This window comes from Streptomyces pinistramenti, from assembly GCF_020564935.1.
Taxonomy (GTDB): Bacteria; Actinomycetota; Actinomycetes; order Streptomycetales; family Streptomycetaceae; genus Streptomyces; species Streptomyces pinistramenti.
The window spans coordinates 26,546-43,199 of record NZ_JAJCXB010000048.1 but is presented as its reverse complement, the minus strand read 5'-3'; the positions used below and the strand labels follow the sequence as shown (position 1 = coordinate 43,199).

The following is a 16,654-nucleotide window of genomic DNA, read 5'->3' as shown; positions in this document are numbered from 1 at the left end:
GCGGTCCGAAACCGCAGGTGGGAGCGGGCGGAAGGGAAGCACATCGGGGACGTGCCCGCAGCGGTTTCTAAGAAAGGGCTCATACGGTGCTGTGCAACCCTTCCGGTCGTCCCCCCGTCTCACAGGGAGCAACGCGGCGTGCCTGCGCGGTAATGACGAGGGGCTTGCCGAGCCAACGAGGACTGAGGAGCAGATGGCGGACAGCAACGGGACCGCGAAGACGGCCGAAAGCCGTGCCCGCGGCATACGTGCCACGGGCCGTCGGCGCAAGGCCCCCACCCGGCGCCGCCGCGCGCTGACCCTCACGCTGTCCGCCCTGGTCAGCTGCGCCCTGCTCGGCGGCGCCGGCCTCGGCTTCGTCTACTTCAAGCTCAACGGCAACCTGAAGGGCGTCGACATCAACGCCGCCCTCGGCAAGGACCGGCCGCAGAACGTCGACAACGGCTCGATGGACATCCTGGTCCTGGGCTCGGACTCGCGGGCCGGCAAGAACAGCCGGTACGGCACCGACGAGGGCGGCGCCCGCTCGGACACCGCGATGGTCCTGCACGTCTACAAGGGCCACAAGAAGGCCAGTGTCGTCAGCATCCCGCGCGACACCCTCATCAAGCGCCCCGACTGCACCAAGGACGGCAAGGACGTCCCCGGCGCGCAGCGGGTGATGTTCAATACCGCGTACGAGGTCGGCGGCCCCGCCTGCGCCGTCAAGACCGTCGAATCGCTCAGCGGTATCCGGATGGACCACTTCATCGAGGTGGACTTCACCGGCTTCAAGAAGCTCATCGACGCGCTGGGCGGGGTGGACATCACCACCAGCAAGCCGATCAACGACAACAGCAGCCATCTGCACCTGCCGGCCGGCAAGCACACGCTCAGCGGCGAGCAGTCGCTCGGCCTCGTCCGTACCCGGCACGGCGTGCCCGGTGGCGACGGCAGCGACCTGGGCCGCATCCAGCTCCAGCAGACCTTCATCAAGGCCCTGATGGAGCAGGTCAAGCACGTCGGCGTGCTCACCAACCCGAGCAAGCTCTACGACATCGCGGACACCGCGACCAAGGCCGTCACCACCGACACCGACCTCAACTCGGTCGGCGAACTCACCGGCCTGGCCAAGAGCTTGGGCGGCATCGGCTCGGAGAACATCCACATGGTGACGCTGCCGGTGACGTACGACAAGCTCGACCCCGCGCGGGTGCTCCCGCTGCCCCGGCAGGCCCAGCAGGTCTGGGACGCGCTGCACCGGGACCGGCCCATCCCGAAGTCCGCGACCAAGGACTCCGCGGGCGACAAGGGCGGCACCAGCTCGTACGTGAAGTAGCGGCCGCCCAGCCAGGGCCTGCCGTTTTTGGGCCAGGCCGGGCTCGCGGGGTCCGACCTGACCCAAACGACAGGCCCTACCGCTGGTAGCGGGCCGCCCACCGCCCGCTGCCGGACCGGCTCGGGGGAATACCTGACGCCCTACCCCGGTTTTGGGAGATACGGCAAGTCCTGGCAGACTGGACCGTCGGCTCCGGTTCACGTGACGCAACCCGCACCACGACCCGGAGCACTCCCGAACCTAGGAGAACCCCTTGAAGCGCGACATCCACCCGGAATACGTCGAGACCCAGGTCAGCTGCACCTGTGGCGCGTCGTTCACCACCCGTAGCACCGTTGACGGCGGCGCCATCCGTGCCGACGTCTGCTCCGAGTGCCACCCGTTCTACACGGGCAAGCAGAAGATCATGGACACCGGTGGCCGTGTGGCCCGCTTCGAGGCCCGCTTCGGCAAGGCCGCCGGCTCGGCCAAGAAGTAGCGACCCGCAAGGCGCCGGTCTCCGGTCGCCCCCTCGCAGGGGTGACCGGACCGGCGCTTTGTCGTCCAGGCCACGGACCCGGCCGGGGGTCCGGAAACGCCGCGGCTCCGCCGCACCAGGTGACCGGCCCCCGGAACCACCAGTCAGCTAAGGAACCCCACGATGTTCGAGGCGGTCGAGGAACTGATCGGCGAGCACGCCGGTCTCGAAACGCGGCTGGCCGACCCCGCGGTCCACGCCGACCAGCGCGAGGCCATGCGGCTCAACAAGCGCTACTCCGAGCTGACCCCGATCATCACGACGTACCGTTCCTGGAAGCAGACCGGCGAGGACATGGAGACCGCGCGCGAATTCGCCGCGGACGACCCGGACTTCGCCGACGAGGTCAAGGAACTCGACGCCAGGCGCGAGGAACTCACCGAGAAGCTGCGGCTGCTGCTGGTGCCCCGCGACCCCAGCGACGACAAGGACGTCATCCTTGAGGTCAAGGCCGGCGAGGGCGGCGAGGAATCCGCGTTGTTCGCCGGCGACCTGCTGCGGATGTACCTGCGCTACGCCGAGCGGGCCGGTTGGAAGACCGAGATCCTGGAAGCCAACGAGTCCGACCTCGGCGGCTACAAGGACGTCCAGGTCGCCGTGAAGACCAAGGGCGGCGGCGGGGCCACCGAGCCCGGCCAGGGCGTCTGGGCACGGCTGAAGTACGAGGGCGGCGTGCACCGCGTGCAGCGGGTGCCTGCCACCGAGTCGCAGGGCCGCATCCACACCTCGGCGGCCGGCGTGCTGGTCACACCGGAGGCCGAGGAGGTCGAGGTCGAGATCGGCCCCAACGACCTGCGGATCGACGTGTACCGCTCGTCGGGCCCCGGCGGCCAGTCCGTCAACACCACCGACTCCGCGGTGCGCATCACCCACCTGCCCACCGGCATCGTCGTCTCCTGCCAGAACGAGAAGAGCCAGCTCCAGAACAAGGAGCAGGCCCTGCGCATCCTGCGCTCGCGGCTGCTGGCCGCCGCCCAGGAAGAGGCCGAGAAGGAAGCGTCGGACGCCCGCCGCAGCCAGGTCCGCACCGTCGACCGCTCCGAGCGCATCCGGACGTACAACTTCCCGGAAAACCGCATCTCGGACCACCGCGTGGGCTTCAAGGCGTACAACTTGGACCAGGTGCTCGACGGCGAGCTGGACCCGGTCATCCAGGCATGCGTGGACGCCGACTCGGCGGCCAAGCTCGCCGCCGCCCAGTAAGACCACCGTACGCACCGGCTGGAGGACCCCCGTGCAGCAGTCCCCTGGGGGACGACCCCGAAATCCCCGCACGTTGCTGCTCGCCGAGGTGGCCCAGGCCACCCAGCGGCTGGCCGACGCCGGCGTACCCTCACCGCGCTTCGACGCCGAGGAGCTGGCCGCGCATGTGCACGGCGTCAAGCGCGGCCAGCTGCACACGGTCCCCGACGCGGACTTCGACGCCCGCTACTGGGAGGCCGTCGCCCGCCGCGAGGCGCGTGAACCGCTCCAGCACATCACCGGCCGCGCCTTCTTCCGGTACCTCGAACTCCACGTCGGGCCCGGGGTGTTCGTGCCCCGCCCGGAGACCGAGTCCGTCGTCGGCTGGGCCATAGACGCGGTCCGCGCGATGGACGTCGTCGAACCGCTCATCGTCGACCTGTGCACCGGCTCGGGGGCCATCGCCCTCGCCCTGGCGCAGGAAGTGCCGCGCTCCACGGTGCACGCGGTCGAGCTGTCCGACCAGGCACTGAAGTACGCGCGGCAGAACGTCGAGGGCTCCCGCGTCCACCTCCACCAGGGCGACGCGCTCACCGCGCTCCCCGAACTGGACGGACAGGTCGACCTGGTCGTCTCCAACCCGCCGTACATCCCGCTCACCGAGTGGGAGTACGTCGCACCCGAGGCCCGCGACCACGACCCCGAACTGGCGCTGTTCTCCGGCGAGGACGGCCTGGACACCATCCGGGGCATCGAGCGCACCGCACACCGGCTGCTGCGGCCCGGCGGCCTCGTCGTCATCGAGCACGCCGACACCCAGGGCGGCCAGGTGCCGTGGATCTTCACCGAGGAGCGGGGCTGGGCCGACGCGGCCGACCACCCCGACCTCAACAACAGGCCCCGTTTCGCCACCGCGCGCCGGGCGACGCCATGACCGCCGCCCCGACGCCCGATGTATCCGTTCCGCACGAGGAGGACCGTTAAATGGCACGGCGATACGACTGCAGCGACGCGACCGACCGCGCGACCGGTCTGCGCGAAGCCGCGTCGGCCGTCCGCCGCGGCGAGCTGGTCGTGCTGCCGACCGACCCCGTCTACGGCATCGGCGCGGACGCGTTCAGCGCCGACGCCGTCGGCGACCTGCTGGAGGCCAAGGGCCGCGGCCGCGGCATGCCGTCCCCGGTGCTCGTCGGATCCCCGAACACCCTGCACGGCCTGGTCACCGACTTCTCCGAGCAGGCGTGGGAGCTGGTCGACGCCTTCTGGCCCGGCGCGCTGACCCTGGTCGCCACCCACCAGCCGTCGCTGACCTGGGACCTCGGCGAGACCCGCGGCACCGTCGCGGTCCGGATGCCGCTGCACCCCGTCGCGATCGAACTGCTCAACGACTTCGGCCCGATGGCCGTCTCCAGCGCCAACCTCACAGGACACCCTTCCCCGCAGGACTGCGACGCGGCCCAGGGAATGCTCGGCGACTCCGTCTCCGTCTACCTCGACGGCGGCCCCACCCCCGCCGCCGTACCGTCCTCGATCGTCGACGTCACCGGAAAGACCCCGGTGCTGCTGCGCGAGGGCGCGATCAGCGCGGAGGAACTGCGCAAGGTGGTACCCGAGCTAGAGGTGGCCAATTGATGGCGCCCCTGGGGCGTGGCATAGCGGGATACGGCGATGCGACCTTCCCGCCGGCCCCCCCTTCCGGTTTTTCCGCCCCTGCCCCCCACACCGCCTTCTCGCCGGTGACCGGCGTGCCGGGCCGCTTCCGGATCCTGCACGTCAGCACCGGCAACGTCTGCCGCTCGCCGATCACCGAGCGGCTGCACCGCCATGCCCTGGACCTGCGCCTGGGCGGCGAGGGCAGCGGCGGACTGCTGGTGGAGAGCGCCGGCACCTGGGGCCACGAAGGCGCCCCGATGGAGACGCACGCCGCGACGGTGCTCGCCGACTACGGCGCCGACCCGGCGGGCTTCACCGGCCGTGAACTGCTCGACGAGCACGTCATCCGCGCCGACCTGGTGCTGACCGCCACCCGCGACCACCGCGCCCAGGTCATCTCCATGGGCCACTCCGCGGGTCTTCGCACCTTCACGCTCAAGGAGTTCAACCGGCTGGTACGCGCCATAGACCCGGCCACGCTGCCCGAGCCCGACCCGCGGCTGCCGGACGGCGGCCTGGTCGAGCGCGCCCGCGCCCTGGTCGGCGCCGCCGCCGCGCTGCGCGGCTGGCTGCTGGCGCCCACCCCGGAGTCCGACGAGGTCCACGACCCCTACGGCGCCCCCATCACCTTCTTCCGCTCCATCGGCGACGAGATCAACCAGGCACTCGACCCGGTCGTCACCGCGCTCACCGGAGTCCCGGCCCGCGCCTGACACCTGCCCGCGGGGCGGCCGGGCCCGGCCGCCGCGCCCGTTCGCCCCACCGCGCCTACATTGGGACTACGTCCCCGTACGAGGCCCGGAGCAGCGATGTCCACCACCGCGTCAGCCCGCAGCCGGCAACCGGCCTGCCGCGCCCCCGCCGGAGGCGACGAGGCCACCGCCGCGTCCCTCGCCGACCGGGTACGGGACGCCGCACACGACGGGGCAGGGGGACCGGCCGGCGGAGCGGACTTCGGCGCGCTGCTCGCCGAGGACCCCGAGATCGCCGGCGTCCTGCTCGGTGAGAGCGCCCGGCAGGCCGACGGCCTCCAGCTGATCGCCGCCGAGAACTTCACCTCGCCCGCCGTGCTCGCCGCCCTCGGCTCACCCCTCGCCAACAAGTACGCGGAGGGCTACCCGGGCGCCCGCTACCACGGCGGCTGCGAGATCGTCGACCTTGCCGAGCGGATCGCCGTGGAGCGCGCCAAGGCCCTGTTCGGCGCCGAACACGCCAACGTCCAGGCCCACTCCGGGTCTTCGGCCGTGCTGGCCGCCTACGCCGCCCTGCTGCGCCCCGGAGACACCGTCCTGGCCATGTCCCTGCCGCACGGCGGACACCTCACCCACGGCTCGCCCGCCAACTTCTCCGGCCGCTGGTTCGACTTCGCCGGCTACGGCGTCGACGAGGACACCGGCCTGCTGGACTACGACGCCATCCGCGACCTGGCCCGCGCCCGCCGCCCCAAGGCCCTGGTCTGCGGCTCGATCTCCTACCCACGGCACATCGACTACGCCGCCTTCCGCGACATCGCCGACGAGACCGGCGCCTACCTGATCGCCGACGTCGCCCACCCGCTCGGGCTGATCGCCGGGGGAGCGGCGCCCAGCCCCGTCCCGTACGCCGACGTGGTGTGCGGCACCACCCACAAGGTGCTGCGCGGGCCGCGCGGCGGGCTGATCCTGTGCGGCGCGCGGCTGGCCGAGCGGATCGACCGTGCGGTGTTCCCGTTCAGCCAGGGCGGCGCCCAGATGAACTCCGTCGCGGCCAAGGCCGTCGCCTTCGGCGAGGCCGCCACCCCGGCCTTCCGCGCGTACACGCACCAGGTGGTCGCCCACGCCCGCGCGCTGGCCGACGCCCTGGCCGGCCAGGGGATGCAGATCGCCACCGGCGGCACCGACACCCACCTGATCTGCGCCGGCACCGCGCCGCTCGGCATCGACGCACGCACCGCACGCGGCCGGCTCGCCGCCGCCGGGATCGTGCTGGACACCTGCGCCCTGCCCGCCTCCGCGGGACCTGACACGGCGCCCGCCCGGAGCACCGGCATCCGTCTGGGCACCGCGGCGGTGACGACCCAGGGGATGGGCGAGGCCGAGATGGCGGAGATCGGCGAGCTGATCGGCGCGGCACTGCGCGAGGACGGCACGGCGCGTGCGCGCACCGTCGCTTTGGTCCGCCGGCATCCCCCTTATCCCGATCGGGCCTGACGCCGGAAGCCCGCGGGCGGCGGGTGTACCGGTCCGTATTCACGGCTGAGGGTCGGACACGCATAGGGTGTGTGGCTGTGATGGCCAGCTATATCTATGGGGCAGCCCGTGCGTGAATACCTGCTGACGCTGTGCGTCACGGCCGCGGTGACCTACCTGCTGACCGGCCCGGTGCGGAAGTTCGCCATCGCGGCCGGGGCGATGCCGGAGATCCGGGCCCGTGACGTACACCGCGAGCCGACACCGAGACTCGGCGGCATCGCGATGTTCGGCGGGTTGTGCGCGGGGCTGCTGGTCGCCTCGCACCTGACCAATCTCCGGAGCGTCTTCGACAACTCCAACGAGCCGCGGGCCCTGCTCTCCGGCGCCGCGCTGATCTGGCTGCTCGGCGTCCTGGACGACAAATGGGGCGTGGACGCGCTGGTCAAGCTCGGCGGCCAGATGATCGCCGCAGGCGTGATGGTCCTCCAGGGGCTGACGATCCTGTGGATCCCGATCCCCGGCGTCGGCACGGTCTCGCTGACTCCGATGCAGGGCACGCTGCTGACGGTCGCGCTGGTCGTGATCACCATCAACGCGGTCAACTTCGTCGACGGGCTCGACGGCCTGGCCTCCGGCATGGTGTGCATCGCCGCCGCGGCCTTCTTCATGTACGCGTACCGCATGTGGTTCGGCTACGGCATCGAGGCGGCCGCGCCCGCCACGCTGTTCTCCGTCGTGCTGATGGGCATGTGCCTGGGCTTCCTGCCGCACAACATGCATCCGGCCCGGATCTTCATGGGCGACTCGGGGTCGATGCTGATCGGTCTGGTGATGGCGGCCGGCGCGGTCTCGGTCACCGGCCAGGTCGACCCGGACCTGCTCAACCTCAAGGCGGGCGGCCTGCGGGAGGCGACCCATGCGATGGTGCCGGTCTACATCCCGCTGCTGCTGCCGCTGACCATCATCGCGGTGCCGGTCGCCGACCTCATCCTGGCGATCGTCCGGCGTACCTGGCAAGGCCAGTCGCCGTTCGCCGCCGACCGGGGCCACCTGCACCACCGGCTGCTGGAAATCGGCCATTCCCACAGCCGCGCTGTCCTGATCATGTACTTCTGGTCGGCGCTGATCGCCTTCGGCGCGGTCGCCTATTCGGTCAACAACGCGAGCATGTGGATCGTGCTGGGCATCGTGCTGCTGAGCGCGGTCGGTCTGGTGCTGCTCCTGCTGCCGCGGTTCACGCCGCGGGCGCCGCGCTGGGCGGAGCGGATGGTGCCACCGCGTTACCGCAGGGTGGTCCGTGCGGCGCAGCCCGCGGACGCCGTGGCCGCGGACGGTGGGACCGGCGAACCGGGCGGGCACGAGGGTCGGGAGCGGCGCGAGGGGGAGCGCGAGCCCGTTCCCGCCGGGCTGCACGGTGCCACCGCGATCGGCGACCGGTCACGCTTCGTGGAACGAAGGAAGGCGGACAGTCACTCCTGAAGCGGAGGTTCGAACCGGCCAACTGCCCGCAGGAACGGGACAAGTTGGCCCCATAGCAGGCAAAAGGCTGTTGTGCGGTGCACCAACGCGCAGGTTCACGCTCACGTGTGACAGGTGGCACACTATCGAGGTAAAGACCTCATCAAATAGTTTGTGATACCGTTCACGAAACCCGGCGATAGAGCCGAAGGGGCCTCGTGCGACGGTCCTTTGGCCTCAGGTTCTGCCTCAGGCCGGGTCTACGCTCGTCCTTGACGACACACCCCCACCCCTTGCCGGAGCGCCGCCATGCAGTCGAATGACGCCCGACTTCTCCTTCACGCCGTTGTGCCCACGCTCGCCACCGGCGCCGTCGCCGTTGCCGTGAGCGCTGTGGTCGCAGGCGGTACGGGAGCGATCGGCGCGGTCATCGGTACCGCGCTCGTGTTGCTGGTGATGGGTGCCGGACTCGTCGTCCTGCAGAGCACCGCGCGAAATCACCCGCAGCTCTTCCAGATGATGGGGCTGTTGCTGTACACGGTGCAGGTCCTGCTGGTGGCCGTCTTCCTGATGGCGTTCAAGGACACAACACTCTTTGATACGAAGGCATTTGCCTTCACCCTGCTCGGCACCACTCTTGTGTGGATCGCCGCGCAGACCCGCGGTCATATGAAGGCCAAGATTCTGTACGTCGACCCCGACTCCGCGGAAGCGAAGAAGGCGGAGACGGCGGGGTCGCCGACGTGACACGTAGGGCCGGAATAAAAGCCCATCCACGGGCCTGCTATCGTCCGGTGCCAACTGCGGCACAGTTGGCGCAGGCGGCTGAGCGCCCGAGTTCCACGAGCTGGAACCGGCAGCCCTCGCAGCCGATGCCTGTGATCCGACCCGGCCCAGCGCCGAGACGCCGCCCCCACATCCGTAAGACCAGTCCAGTGCCGCTCCGTGGCTCAACGCCGCGCCGACACAACGAGGTTGCCGTACCCATGCGCCACGCTGAAGGAGCCCGCGGTGAGTGCTGAAACGATGCTCGCCTTCGACACGGAGTGCCACCTCTTCATCCCGGGGTGTGGCTTCGAGGCCCCGGGTCTTCATTCGTTCGTTTTCGAACCCCTCTTCACAGTCGGCAGCTTCGAGTTCAACAAGCCGATGCTGCTGGCTTTCCTCAGCACGATCGTGGTGGTGGGGTTCTTCTGGGTCGCGTTCGGCAAGGCGAAGGTCGTTCCCGGAAAACTCCAGATGGTCGGCGAGGCGGGGTACGACTTCGTGCGCCGCGGGCTCGTCTATGACGCACTGGGGAAGAAGGAGGGCGACAAGTACGTCCCCTTCATGGTCTCGCTGTTCTTCTTCGTGTGGATCATGAACCTCTGGTCCATCATCCCGCTGATGGCGTTCCCCGTGACGTCGGTGATCGCCTTCCCGGTGGCCCTCGCCCTGGTCGTCTACGTCACCTGGCTGTTCCTCACGTTCAAGAAGCAGGGCTTCGTCGGCGGACTGAAGAACATCTCGGGCTACGACAAGTCGCTCGGCTGGGTGCTGCCGCTGATCATGGTGCTCGAACTTCTCCAGCACCTGATCATCCGCCCGTTCACGCACGCGGTCCGGCTCTTCGCGAACATGTTCGCGGGCCACCTGCTGATCCTGCTGTTCACCATCGCCAGCTGGTACATGCTGAACGGCATCGGCTTCGTCTACGCCGGTGCGTCCTTCGTGATGACCCTCGTGATGACTGCCTTCGAGCTCTTCATCCAGGCCGTCCAGGCGTACGTCTTCGTCCTCCTGGCCTGCAACTACGTCCAGGGCGCGCTCGCCGAGCACCACTGAGCACCCTCGCCTCCCAGCCCAACAGCTGTCCGGTGGCCAACCCCCACCGGTCCGTGAAATGAGAAGGAAGTAACGGCATGTCCGCTGCTCTCGAAATGGTCAACCTCGCCGCCGGCTCCGCCAAGACCAACGTCGTCGGCAACGTCGCCTCGATCGGTTACGGCCTCGCCGCGATCGGCCCCGGCGTCGGCGTCGGCATCATCTTCGGTAACGGCACCCAGGCTCTGGCCCGTCAGCCCGAGGCCGCCGGCCTGATCCGCACCAACCAGATCATGGGTTTCGCGTTCTGTGAGGCGCTCGCCCTGATCGGCATCGTCATGGGCTTCGTCTACAAGTAAACGAAGCACATCGACTATCCATTCAGACGGAAGGCACTGATGTGAACGCCCTGAACCTGGCGGCGGAGGTTCCTGAGAACCCCCTGGTCCCGCCGATTCCAGAGCTGGTCATCGGCCTGATCGCCTTCTTCATCGTCTTCGGCTTCCTCGCCAAGAAGCTGCTCCCGAACATCAACAAGGTTCTGGACGAGCGCCGGGCGGCGATCGAGGGCGGCATGGAGAAGGCCGAGGCCGCCCAGGCCGAGGCTCAGCAGGTGCTCGAGGACTATCGGGCCCAGCTCGCCGACGCCCGCCACGAGGCCGCGCGTCTGCGCCAGGAGGCGCAGGAGCAGGGCGCGACGCTCATCGCCGAGATGCGCGCCGAGGGCCAGCGGCAGCGTGAGGAAATCATCGCTGCCGGTCACGCCCAGATCGAGGCGGACCGCAAGCAGGCCGCGCAGTCGCTGCGTCAGGACGTGGGCAAGCTCGCCACCGACCTGGCCGGCAAGCTCGTCGGCGAGTCCCTTGAGGACCACGCCCGGCAGAGCCGGACCATCGACCGCTTCCTCGACGACATCGAGGCCAAGGCGGCGTCGGACGCGACGAAGGCTGAGGCCGGCCGATGAACGGAGCGAGCCGCGAGGCATTCGCCTCCGCACGTGAGCAGCTCGACGCGCTGACGGACGATTCCTCCGTCGACGCGGCGAAGCTCGCCGAGGAGCTGGCTGCCGTCACCGCTCTGCTCGACCGCGAGGTCTCGCTGCGTCGGGTCCTGACCGACCCGGCGCAGCCCGGCGAGGCACGCGCCGAGCTGGCCGGCCGGCTGCTCGGCGGCAAGATCGGCGGCCCGGCCGCCGAACTGGTCGCCGGCATGGTCCGCGCCCGCTGGTCGGGCTCGCGCGACCTCGCCGACGCGATGGAGGAGCTGTCCTACAGCGCCGACCTCGCCGCGGCGCAGCGTGCCGGTCAGCTGGACGACGTCGAGGACGAGCTGTTCCGGTTCGGCCGGATCGTCACCTCGACCGGCGAACTGCGCCGTGCGCTGACCGACCAGAGTGCCTCGGTGGCGGCCAAGACGGAGCTGCTGAACACGCTGCTCGGCGGCCGGGCCAACCCGGTCACCGGACGCATCGTGGTCCGGCTCGTCGGCAACCCGCGAGGCCGTAGCCTGGAAGCAGGGCTGGACGCCCTCTCCAAGCTGGCCGCGCACCGCCGGGGCCGGATGGTCGCAGTGGTCACCTCCGCGGTGCCGCTCAGCGAAGGACAGCGCACGCGCCTCGGCGCCTCGCTGGCCAGGGTCTACGGACGGCAGGTTCACCTGAACCTCGATGTGGACCCCGAGATCATCGGCGGCATCCAGGTACGGATCGGCGACGAGGTCATCAACGGAAGCATCGCGGACCGCCTCGACGAGGCGGCACGGCGGATGGCCGGCTGACCCAGCCACCAACTCAAGAGCTGCACCACCGGCGGCAGGACGCCGGGCCGGACGGCCGGACCGACGAGGTCCGGCTGCGGCCCGCGGCCCGCCCCGGAAGACAGCACAAGCACGACGGCGGCCCGAGTTGGGCCGTAGGCGGAAACCCCCTGGGGACAACCCCCAGACCCCCGCAAGTAACTTCGGGCCCAACAAGGAGAGCAGGGAACCCAGATGGCGGAGCTCACGATCCGGCCGGAGGAGATCCGGGACGCGCTGGAGAACTTCGTCCAGGCGTACAAGCCGGACGCGGCCTCGCGCGAGGAGGTCGGCACGGTAAGCGAGGCCGGAGACGGCATCGCGAAGGTCGAGGGCCTTCCCTCGGCGATGGCGAACGAGCTGCTGAAGTTCGAGGACGGCACGCTCGGTCTTGCGCTGAACCTGGAAGAGCGCGAGATCGGTGCGGTTGTCCTCGGCGAGTTCAGCGGTATCGAGGAGGGCCAGCCGGTGCAGCGCACCGGTGAGGTGCTCTCGGTCGCCGTGGGCGAGGGCTACCTCGGCCGCGTCGTCGACCCGCTGGGCAACCCGATCGACGGCCTCGGCGAGATCGAGTCCGAGGGCCGCCGCGCCCTGGAGCTGCAGGCTCCGGGCGTCATGGTCCGTAAGTCCGTCCACGAGCCGATGCAGACCGGCTACAAGGCCGTCGACTCGATGGTGCCGATCGGCCGTGGCCAGCGTCAGCTGATCATCGGCGACCGCCAGACCGGCAAGACCGCCCTGGCCGTCGACACGATCATCAACCAGCGCGACAACTGGCGCTCGGGCGACCCGAAGAAGCAGGTCCGCTGCATCTACGTCGCCATCGGCCAGAAGGGCTCCACCATCGCGTCCGTGCGCGGTGCGCTGGAGGAGGCCGGCGCCCTGGAGTACACGACCATCGTCGCCGCCCCGGCGTCCGACCCGGCGGGCTTCAAGTACCTGGCGCCCTACACCGGTTCGGCCATCGGCCAGCACTGGATGTACTCCGGCAAGCATGTCCTGATCATCTTCGATGACCTCTCGAAGCAGGCCGACGCCTACCGCGCCGTATCCCTGCTGCTGCGCCGCCCGCCGGGCCGCGAGGCGTACCCGGGCGACGTCTTCTACCTGCACTCGCGTCTGCTGGAGCGCTGCGCGAAGCTCTCCGACGAGCTGGGTGCCGGTTCGATGACCGGCCTGCCGATCGTCGAGACCAAGGCGAACGACGTGTCGGCGTTCATCCCGACCAACGTCATCTCCATCACCGACGGTCAGTGCTTCCTGGAGTCCGACCTCTTCAACGCGAACCAGCGCCCGGCGATCAACGTCGGTATCTCGGTCTCCCGTGTCGGTGGCTCGGCCCAGCACAAGGCCATGAAGCAGGTCTCCGGACGTCTGCGCGTGGACCTCGCCCAGTACCGCGAGCTGGAGGCGTTCGCCGCCTTCGGTTCCGACCTGGACGCGGCCTCCAAGGCCCAGCTGGGCCGGGGTCAGCGCATGACCGAGCTGCTCAAGCAGAGCCAGTACTCCCCGATGCCCGTCGAGGAGCAGGTCGTCTCCATCTGGGCCGGCACCACCGGCAAGATGGACGACGTACCGGTCGCGGACATCCGCCGCTTCGAGCGGGAGCTTCTCGACTACCTGGGCCGGGAGAAGAAGGACCTGCTGGTCAGCATCGTCGAGGGCGGCAAGATGTCCGACGACACCATCCAGGCGCTCACCGATTCCGTCGCCGCCTTCAAGCAGCAGTTCGAGACCTCGGACGGCAAGCTTCTCGGTGAGGACGCTCCGGTCAGCACCGCCAAGTGACGACGGAAGGGACCTGATCCATGGGAGCCACGCTCCGGGTCTACAAGCGTCGCATCCGCTCCGTCACCGCGACCAAGAAGATCACCAAGGCGATGGAGATGATCGCCGCCTCGCGCGTCGTCAAGGCGCAGCGCCAGGTGGCGGCATCGACGCCGTACGCGAGTGAACTGACCCGCGCGGTGACGGCGGTTGCCACCGGCTCGAACACGCAGCACCCGCTCACGACCGAGGCGGAGCGGCCGGCCCGTGCCGCGCTGCTGCTCATCACGAGCGACCGCGGTCTGGCCGGCGGCTACTCCTCCAACGTCATCAAGGCCGCCGAGCAGCTCACCGAGCGGCTCAAGGCCGAGGGCAAGGAGGTCGACGCCTACATCGTCGGGCGCAAGGGCGTGTCGTACTACGCCTTCCGCGAGCGGGCGGTGCAGGAGTCGTGGACCGGCTTCACCGACAGCCCGACGTACGCCGACGCCAAGGCGGTCGCCGCACCGCTGATCGCCGCCGTACAGCAGGACACGGCCGAGGGCGGGGTGGACGAACTCCACATCGTCTTCACCGAGTTCCTCTCGATGATGACGCAGACGGCGCTCGACGACCGGCTGCTGCCGCTCAGCCTCACGGAGACGGCCGCGGCCGCCGCCGAGGGGAAGGACGGCGAGATCCTGCCGCTCTTCGAGTTCGAGCCGTCGGCCGAGGACGTCCTCGACGCCCTGCTGCCGCGGTACGTCGAGTCGCGGATTTACAACGCGCTGCTGCAGGCCGCCGCTTCGAAGCACGCCGCCACCCGGCGTGCGATGAAGTCGGCCACGGACAACGCCGAAGAGCTCATCAAGTCGCTCTCGCGGCTTGCCAACGCGGCCCGCCAGGCCGAAATCACCCAGGAAATCAGCGAGATCGTCGGTGGCGCCAGCGCCCTGGCCGACGCGACCGCGGGGAGTGACTGACAACTATGACCACCACTGTTGAGCCGACCGCCGCGTCGGGCGTGGCCGCAGGCCGCGTCGCGCGGGTCATCGGCCCGGTTGTCGACGTGGAGTTCCCCGTCGACGCGATGCCGGAGATCTACAACGCGCTGCACGTCGACGTCGCCGACCCGGCCGAGCAGGGCAAGACCAAGACGCTGACCCTTGAGGTCGCGCAGCACCTGGGCGACGGCGTCATCCGTGCGATCTCGATGCAGCCCACCGACGGCCTGGTCCGCCAGGCCCCGGTGACCGACACCGGCGCCGGGATCACCGTCCCGGTCGGTGACATCACCAAGGGCAAGGTGTTCAACACCCTCGGCGAGATCCTGAACAAGCCCGAGGCCGAGTCGGAGATCACCGAGCGCTGGCCGATCCACCGCAAGGCCCCGAGCTTCGACCAGCTTGAGTCGAAGACCGAGATGTTCGAGACCGGCGTCAAGGTCATCGACCTGCTGACCCCGTACGTCAAGGGCGGCAAGATCGGTCTGTTCGGCGGTGCGGGCGTCGGCAAGACCGTCCTCATCCAGGAAATGATCTACCGCGTGGCCAACAACCACGACGGTGTGTCGGTGTTCGCCGGTGTCGGCGAGCGCACCCGTGAGGGCAACGACCTCATCGAGGAAATGACGGAGTCCGGCGTCATCGACAAGACCGCCCTGGTCTTCGGTCAGATGGACGAGCCCCCGGGCACCCGTCTGCGCGTCGCGCTCGCCGGTCTGACCATGGCGGAGTACTTCCGCGATGTGCAGAAGCAGGACGTGTTGTTCTTCATCGACAACATCTTCCGCTACACCCAGGCGGGTTCCGAGGTCTCCACGCTGCTCGGCCGCATGCCGTCCGCGGTGGGTTACCAGCCGAACCTGGCGGACGAGATGGGCCTCCTCCAGGAGCGCATCACCTCGACCCGTGGTCACTCGATCACCTCGATGCAGGCGATCTACGTCCCCGCGGACGACCTGACCGACCCGGCGCCGGCGACCACCTTCGCCCACCTGGACGCGACGACCGTGCTGTCGCGCCCGATCTCGGAGAAGGGCATCTACCCGGCGGTCGACCCGCTGGACTCGACGTCCCGCATCCTGGACCCGCGGTACATCACGCAGGAGCACTACGACTGCGCCTCGCGCGTCAAGACGATTCTGCAGAAGTACAAGGACCTCCAGGACATCATCGCGATTCTGGGCATCGACGAGCTGGGCGAGGAAGACAAGCTCACCGTCTACCGCGCCCGTCGCATCGAGCGGTTCCTGTCGCAGAACACCCACGTGGCGAAGCAGTTCACCGGTGTCGACGGCTCGGACGTCTCGCTCGACGAGTCGATCCACGCCTTCAACGCGATTGCGGACGGCGAGTACGACCACTTCCCCGAGCAGGCCTTCTTCATGTGCGGCGGCATCGAGGACCTGGAGAAGAACGCCAAGGAGCTGGGCGTCTCCTGACCCCGGCCCCGGTCCCGGGGGCGGCCCTGGCCGCCCCCGGTCCGTACGACCACTAGTATTTGACCCAACATCTGCCGAGCCTGGCAGGTGGAGACCCGAGGAGCCATCGTGGCTGAGCTGCACGTCGAGTTGGTCGCAGCGGACCGACAGGTCTGGTCCGGCGAGGCCAGCCTGGTTGTCGCGCGCACCTCGTCGGGCGACATCGGCGTCATGCCCGGACACCAGCCGCTGCTCGGCGTGCTGCAGTCCGGCCCGGTGACGATTCGTACGACCGGCGAGAGCGGGGACGGCACCGTCGTCGCCGCTGTGCACGGCGGTTTCATCTCTTTCGCCGACAACAAGCTGTCTCTGCTCGCGGAGGTCGCGGAACTGTCGGACGAGATCGATGTCCAGCGCGCGGAGCGGGCACTGGAGCGGGCGAAGTCGGCGGCCGACGCGGTCGCCGAACGCCGCGCCGCTGTCCGGCTGCGTTCGGTGACGGGCGTTCACTGAGCCCCGGCACCGACGAGATCGATCCTCAGCCGCGGGCTGCCCGGAGACCTCCGGAGCGGCCCGCGGCTGAGGCAATG

Annotated in this window: 17 protein-coding genes; all 17 read left to right on the top strand. The window is 69.5% G+C overall.

What is annotated here, in order from left to right; genetic code table 11:
• The first annotated feature begins 193 nt into the window (after positions 1 to 193).
• The 17 genes from LIU39_RS26570 to LIU39_RS26490 all read left to right on the top strand — a co-directional run bounded on the left by LIU39_RS26570 (position 194) and on the right by LIU39_RS26490 (position 16,577).
• Positions 194 to 1,318: an LCP family protein gene (locus LIU39_RS26570; protein ID WP_227049444.1), complete on the top strand. Its 1,125-nt coding sequence runs from the start codon at positions 194 to 196 to the stop codon at positions 1,316 to 1,318.
• A gap of 253 nt (positions 1,319 to 1,571) precedes the next feature.
• Positions 1,572 to 1,796: a 50S ribosomal protein L31 gene (rpmE, locus tag LIU39_RS26565; RefSeq protein ID WP_227049443.1), complete on the top strand. Its 225-nt coding sequence runs from the start codon at positions 1,572 to 1,574 to the stop codon at positions 1,794 to 1,796.
• A gap of 162 nt (positions 1,797 to 1,958) precedes the next feature.
• Positions 1,959 to 3,038 (top strand): peptide chain release factor 1, encoded by a 1,080-nt coding sequence (gene prfA, locus LIU39_RS26560; protein ID WP_227049442.1) that lies wholly within the window; start codon positions 1,959 to 1,961, stop codon positions 3,036 to 3,038.
• A gap of 31 nt (positions 3,039 to 3,069) precedes the next feature.
• Positions 3,070 to 3,951, top strand: a complete 882-nt coding sequence (gene prmC, locus LIU39_RS26555; protein ID WP_227049441.1) for a peptide chain release factor N(5)-glutamine methyltransferase — start codon at positions 3,070 to 3,072, stop codon at positions 3,949 to 3,951.
• Positions 3,952 to 4,001: 50 nt separating this feature from the next.
• Positions 4,002 to 4,649, top strand: a complete 648-nt coding sequence (locus tag LIU39_RS26550; RefSeq protein WP_227049440.1) for an L-threonylcarbamoyladenylate synthase — start codon at positions 4,002 to 4,004, stop codon at positions 4,647 to 4,649.
• A complete protein-coding gene (locus tag LIU39_RS26545; protein WP_227049439.1) occupies positions 4,649 to 5,383 on the top strand; it encodes an arsenate reductase/protein-tyrosine-phosphatase family protein in 735 nt (244 codons plus the stop codon). Before LIU39_RS26550 ends, LIU39_RS26545 begins: the two co-directional genes overlap by 1 nt.
• 96 nt (positions 5,384 to 5,479) lie before the next feature.
• Entirely contained in the window at positions 5,480 to 6,859 is a 1,380-nt protein-coding gene (glyA, locus tag LIU39_RS26540; RefSeq protein WP_227049438.1) for a serine hydroxymethyltransferase, read from the top strand.
• A gap of 96 nt (positions 6,860 to 6,955) precedes the next feature.
• Complete coding sequence (locus LIU39_RS26535; protein ID WP_227049437.1) at positions 6,956 to 8,320, top strand: MraY family glycosyltransferase; 1,365 nt, start codon at positions 6,956 to 6,958, stop codon at positions 8,318 to 8,320.
• A gap of 288 nt (positions 8,321 to 8,608) precedes the next feature.
• Positions 8,609 to 9,046: a Cg1360 family ATP-synthase-associated protein gene (locus LIU39_RS26530; protein ID WP_227049436.1), complete on the top strand. Its 438-nt coding sequence runs from the start codon at positions 8,609 to 8,611 to the stop codon at positions 9,044 to 9,046.
• 279 nt (positions 9,047 to 9,325) lie between these two features.
• On the top strand, positions 9,326 to 10,123 hold the full coding sequence (gene atpB, locus LIU39_RS26525) for a F0F1 ATP synthase subunit A (protein WP_264483285.1): 798 nt from the start codon (positions 9,326 to 9,328) through the stop codon (positions 10,121 to 10,123).
• 77 nt (positions 10,124 to 10,200) lie between these two features.
• On the top strand, positions 10,201 to 10,461 hold the full coding sequence (gene atpE / locus LIU39_RS26520) for an ATP synthase F0 subunit C (RefSeq protein ID WP_227049434.1): 261 nt from the start codon (positions 10,201 to 10,203) through the stop codon (positions 10,459 to 10,461).
• A 41-nt stretch (positions 10,462 to 10,502) separates the two neighbouring features.
• The gene (locus tag LIU39_RS26515) at positions 10,503 to 11,066 is read left to right on the top strand and encodes a F0F1 ATP synthase subunit B (RefSeq protein WP_227049433.1); all 564 of its coding nucleotides are present in this window, start codon (positions 10,503 to 10,505) and stop codon (positions 11,064 to 11,066) included.
• Positions 11,063 to 11,878, top strand: a complete 816-nt coding sequence (locus tag LIU39_RS26510; RefSeq protein ID WP_227049432.1) for a F0F1 ATP synthase subunit delta — start codon at positions 11,063 to 11,065, stop codon at positions 11,876 to 11,878. The genes LIU39_RS26515 and LIU39_RS26510 overlap by 4 nt, the downstream gene beginning before the upstream one ends.
• A gap of 213 nt (positions 11,879 to 12,091) precedes the next feature.
• Positions 12,092 to 13,684: a F0F1 ATP synthase subunit alpha gene (gene atpA / locus LIU39_RS26505; protein ID WP_227049431.1), complete on the top strand. Its 1,593-nt coding sequence runs from the start codon at positions 12,092 to 12,094 to the stop codon at positions 13,682 to 13,684.
• Between the two features lie 20 nt (positions 13,685 to 13,704).
• A complete protein-coding gene (locus LIU39_RS26500; RefSeq protein WP_227049430.1) occupies positions 13,705 to 14,625 on the top strand; it encodes a F0F1 ATP synthase subunit gamma in 921 nt (306 codons plus the stop codon).
• A 5-nt stretch (positions 14,626 to 14,630) separates the two neighbouring features.
• A complete protein-coding gene (gene atpD, locus LIU39_RS26495) occupies positions 14,631 to 16,085 on the top strand; it encodes a F0F1 ATP synthase subunit beta (RefSeq protein ID WP_227049429.1) in 1,455 nt (484 codons plus the stop codon).
• 108 nt (positions 16,086 to 16,193) lie between these two features.
• A complete protein-coding gene (locus LIU39_RS26490; protein WP_227049428.1) occupies positions 16,194 to 16,577 on the top strand; it encodes a F0F1 ATP synthase subunit epsilon in 384 nt (127 codons plus the stop codon).
• Positions 16,578 to 16,654 lie beyond the last annotated feature (77 nt).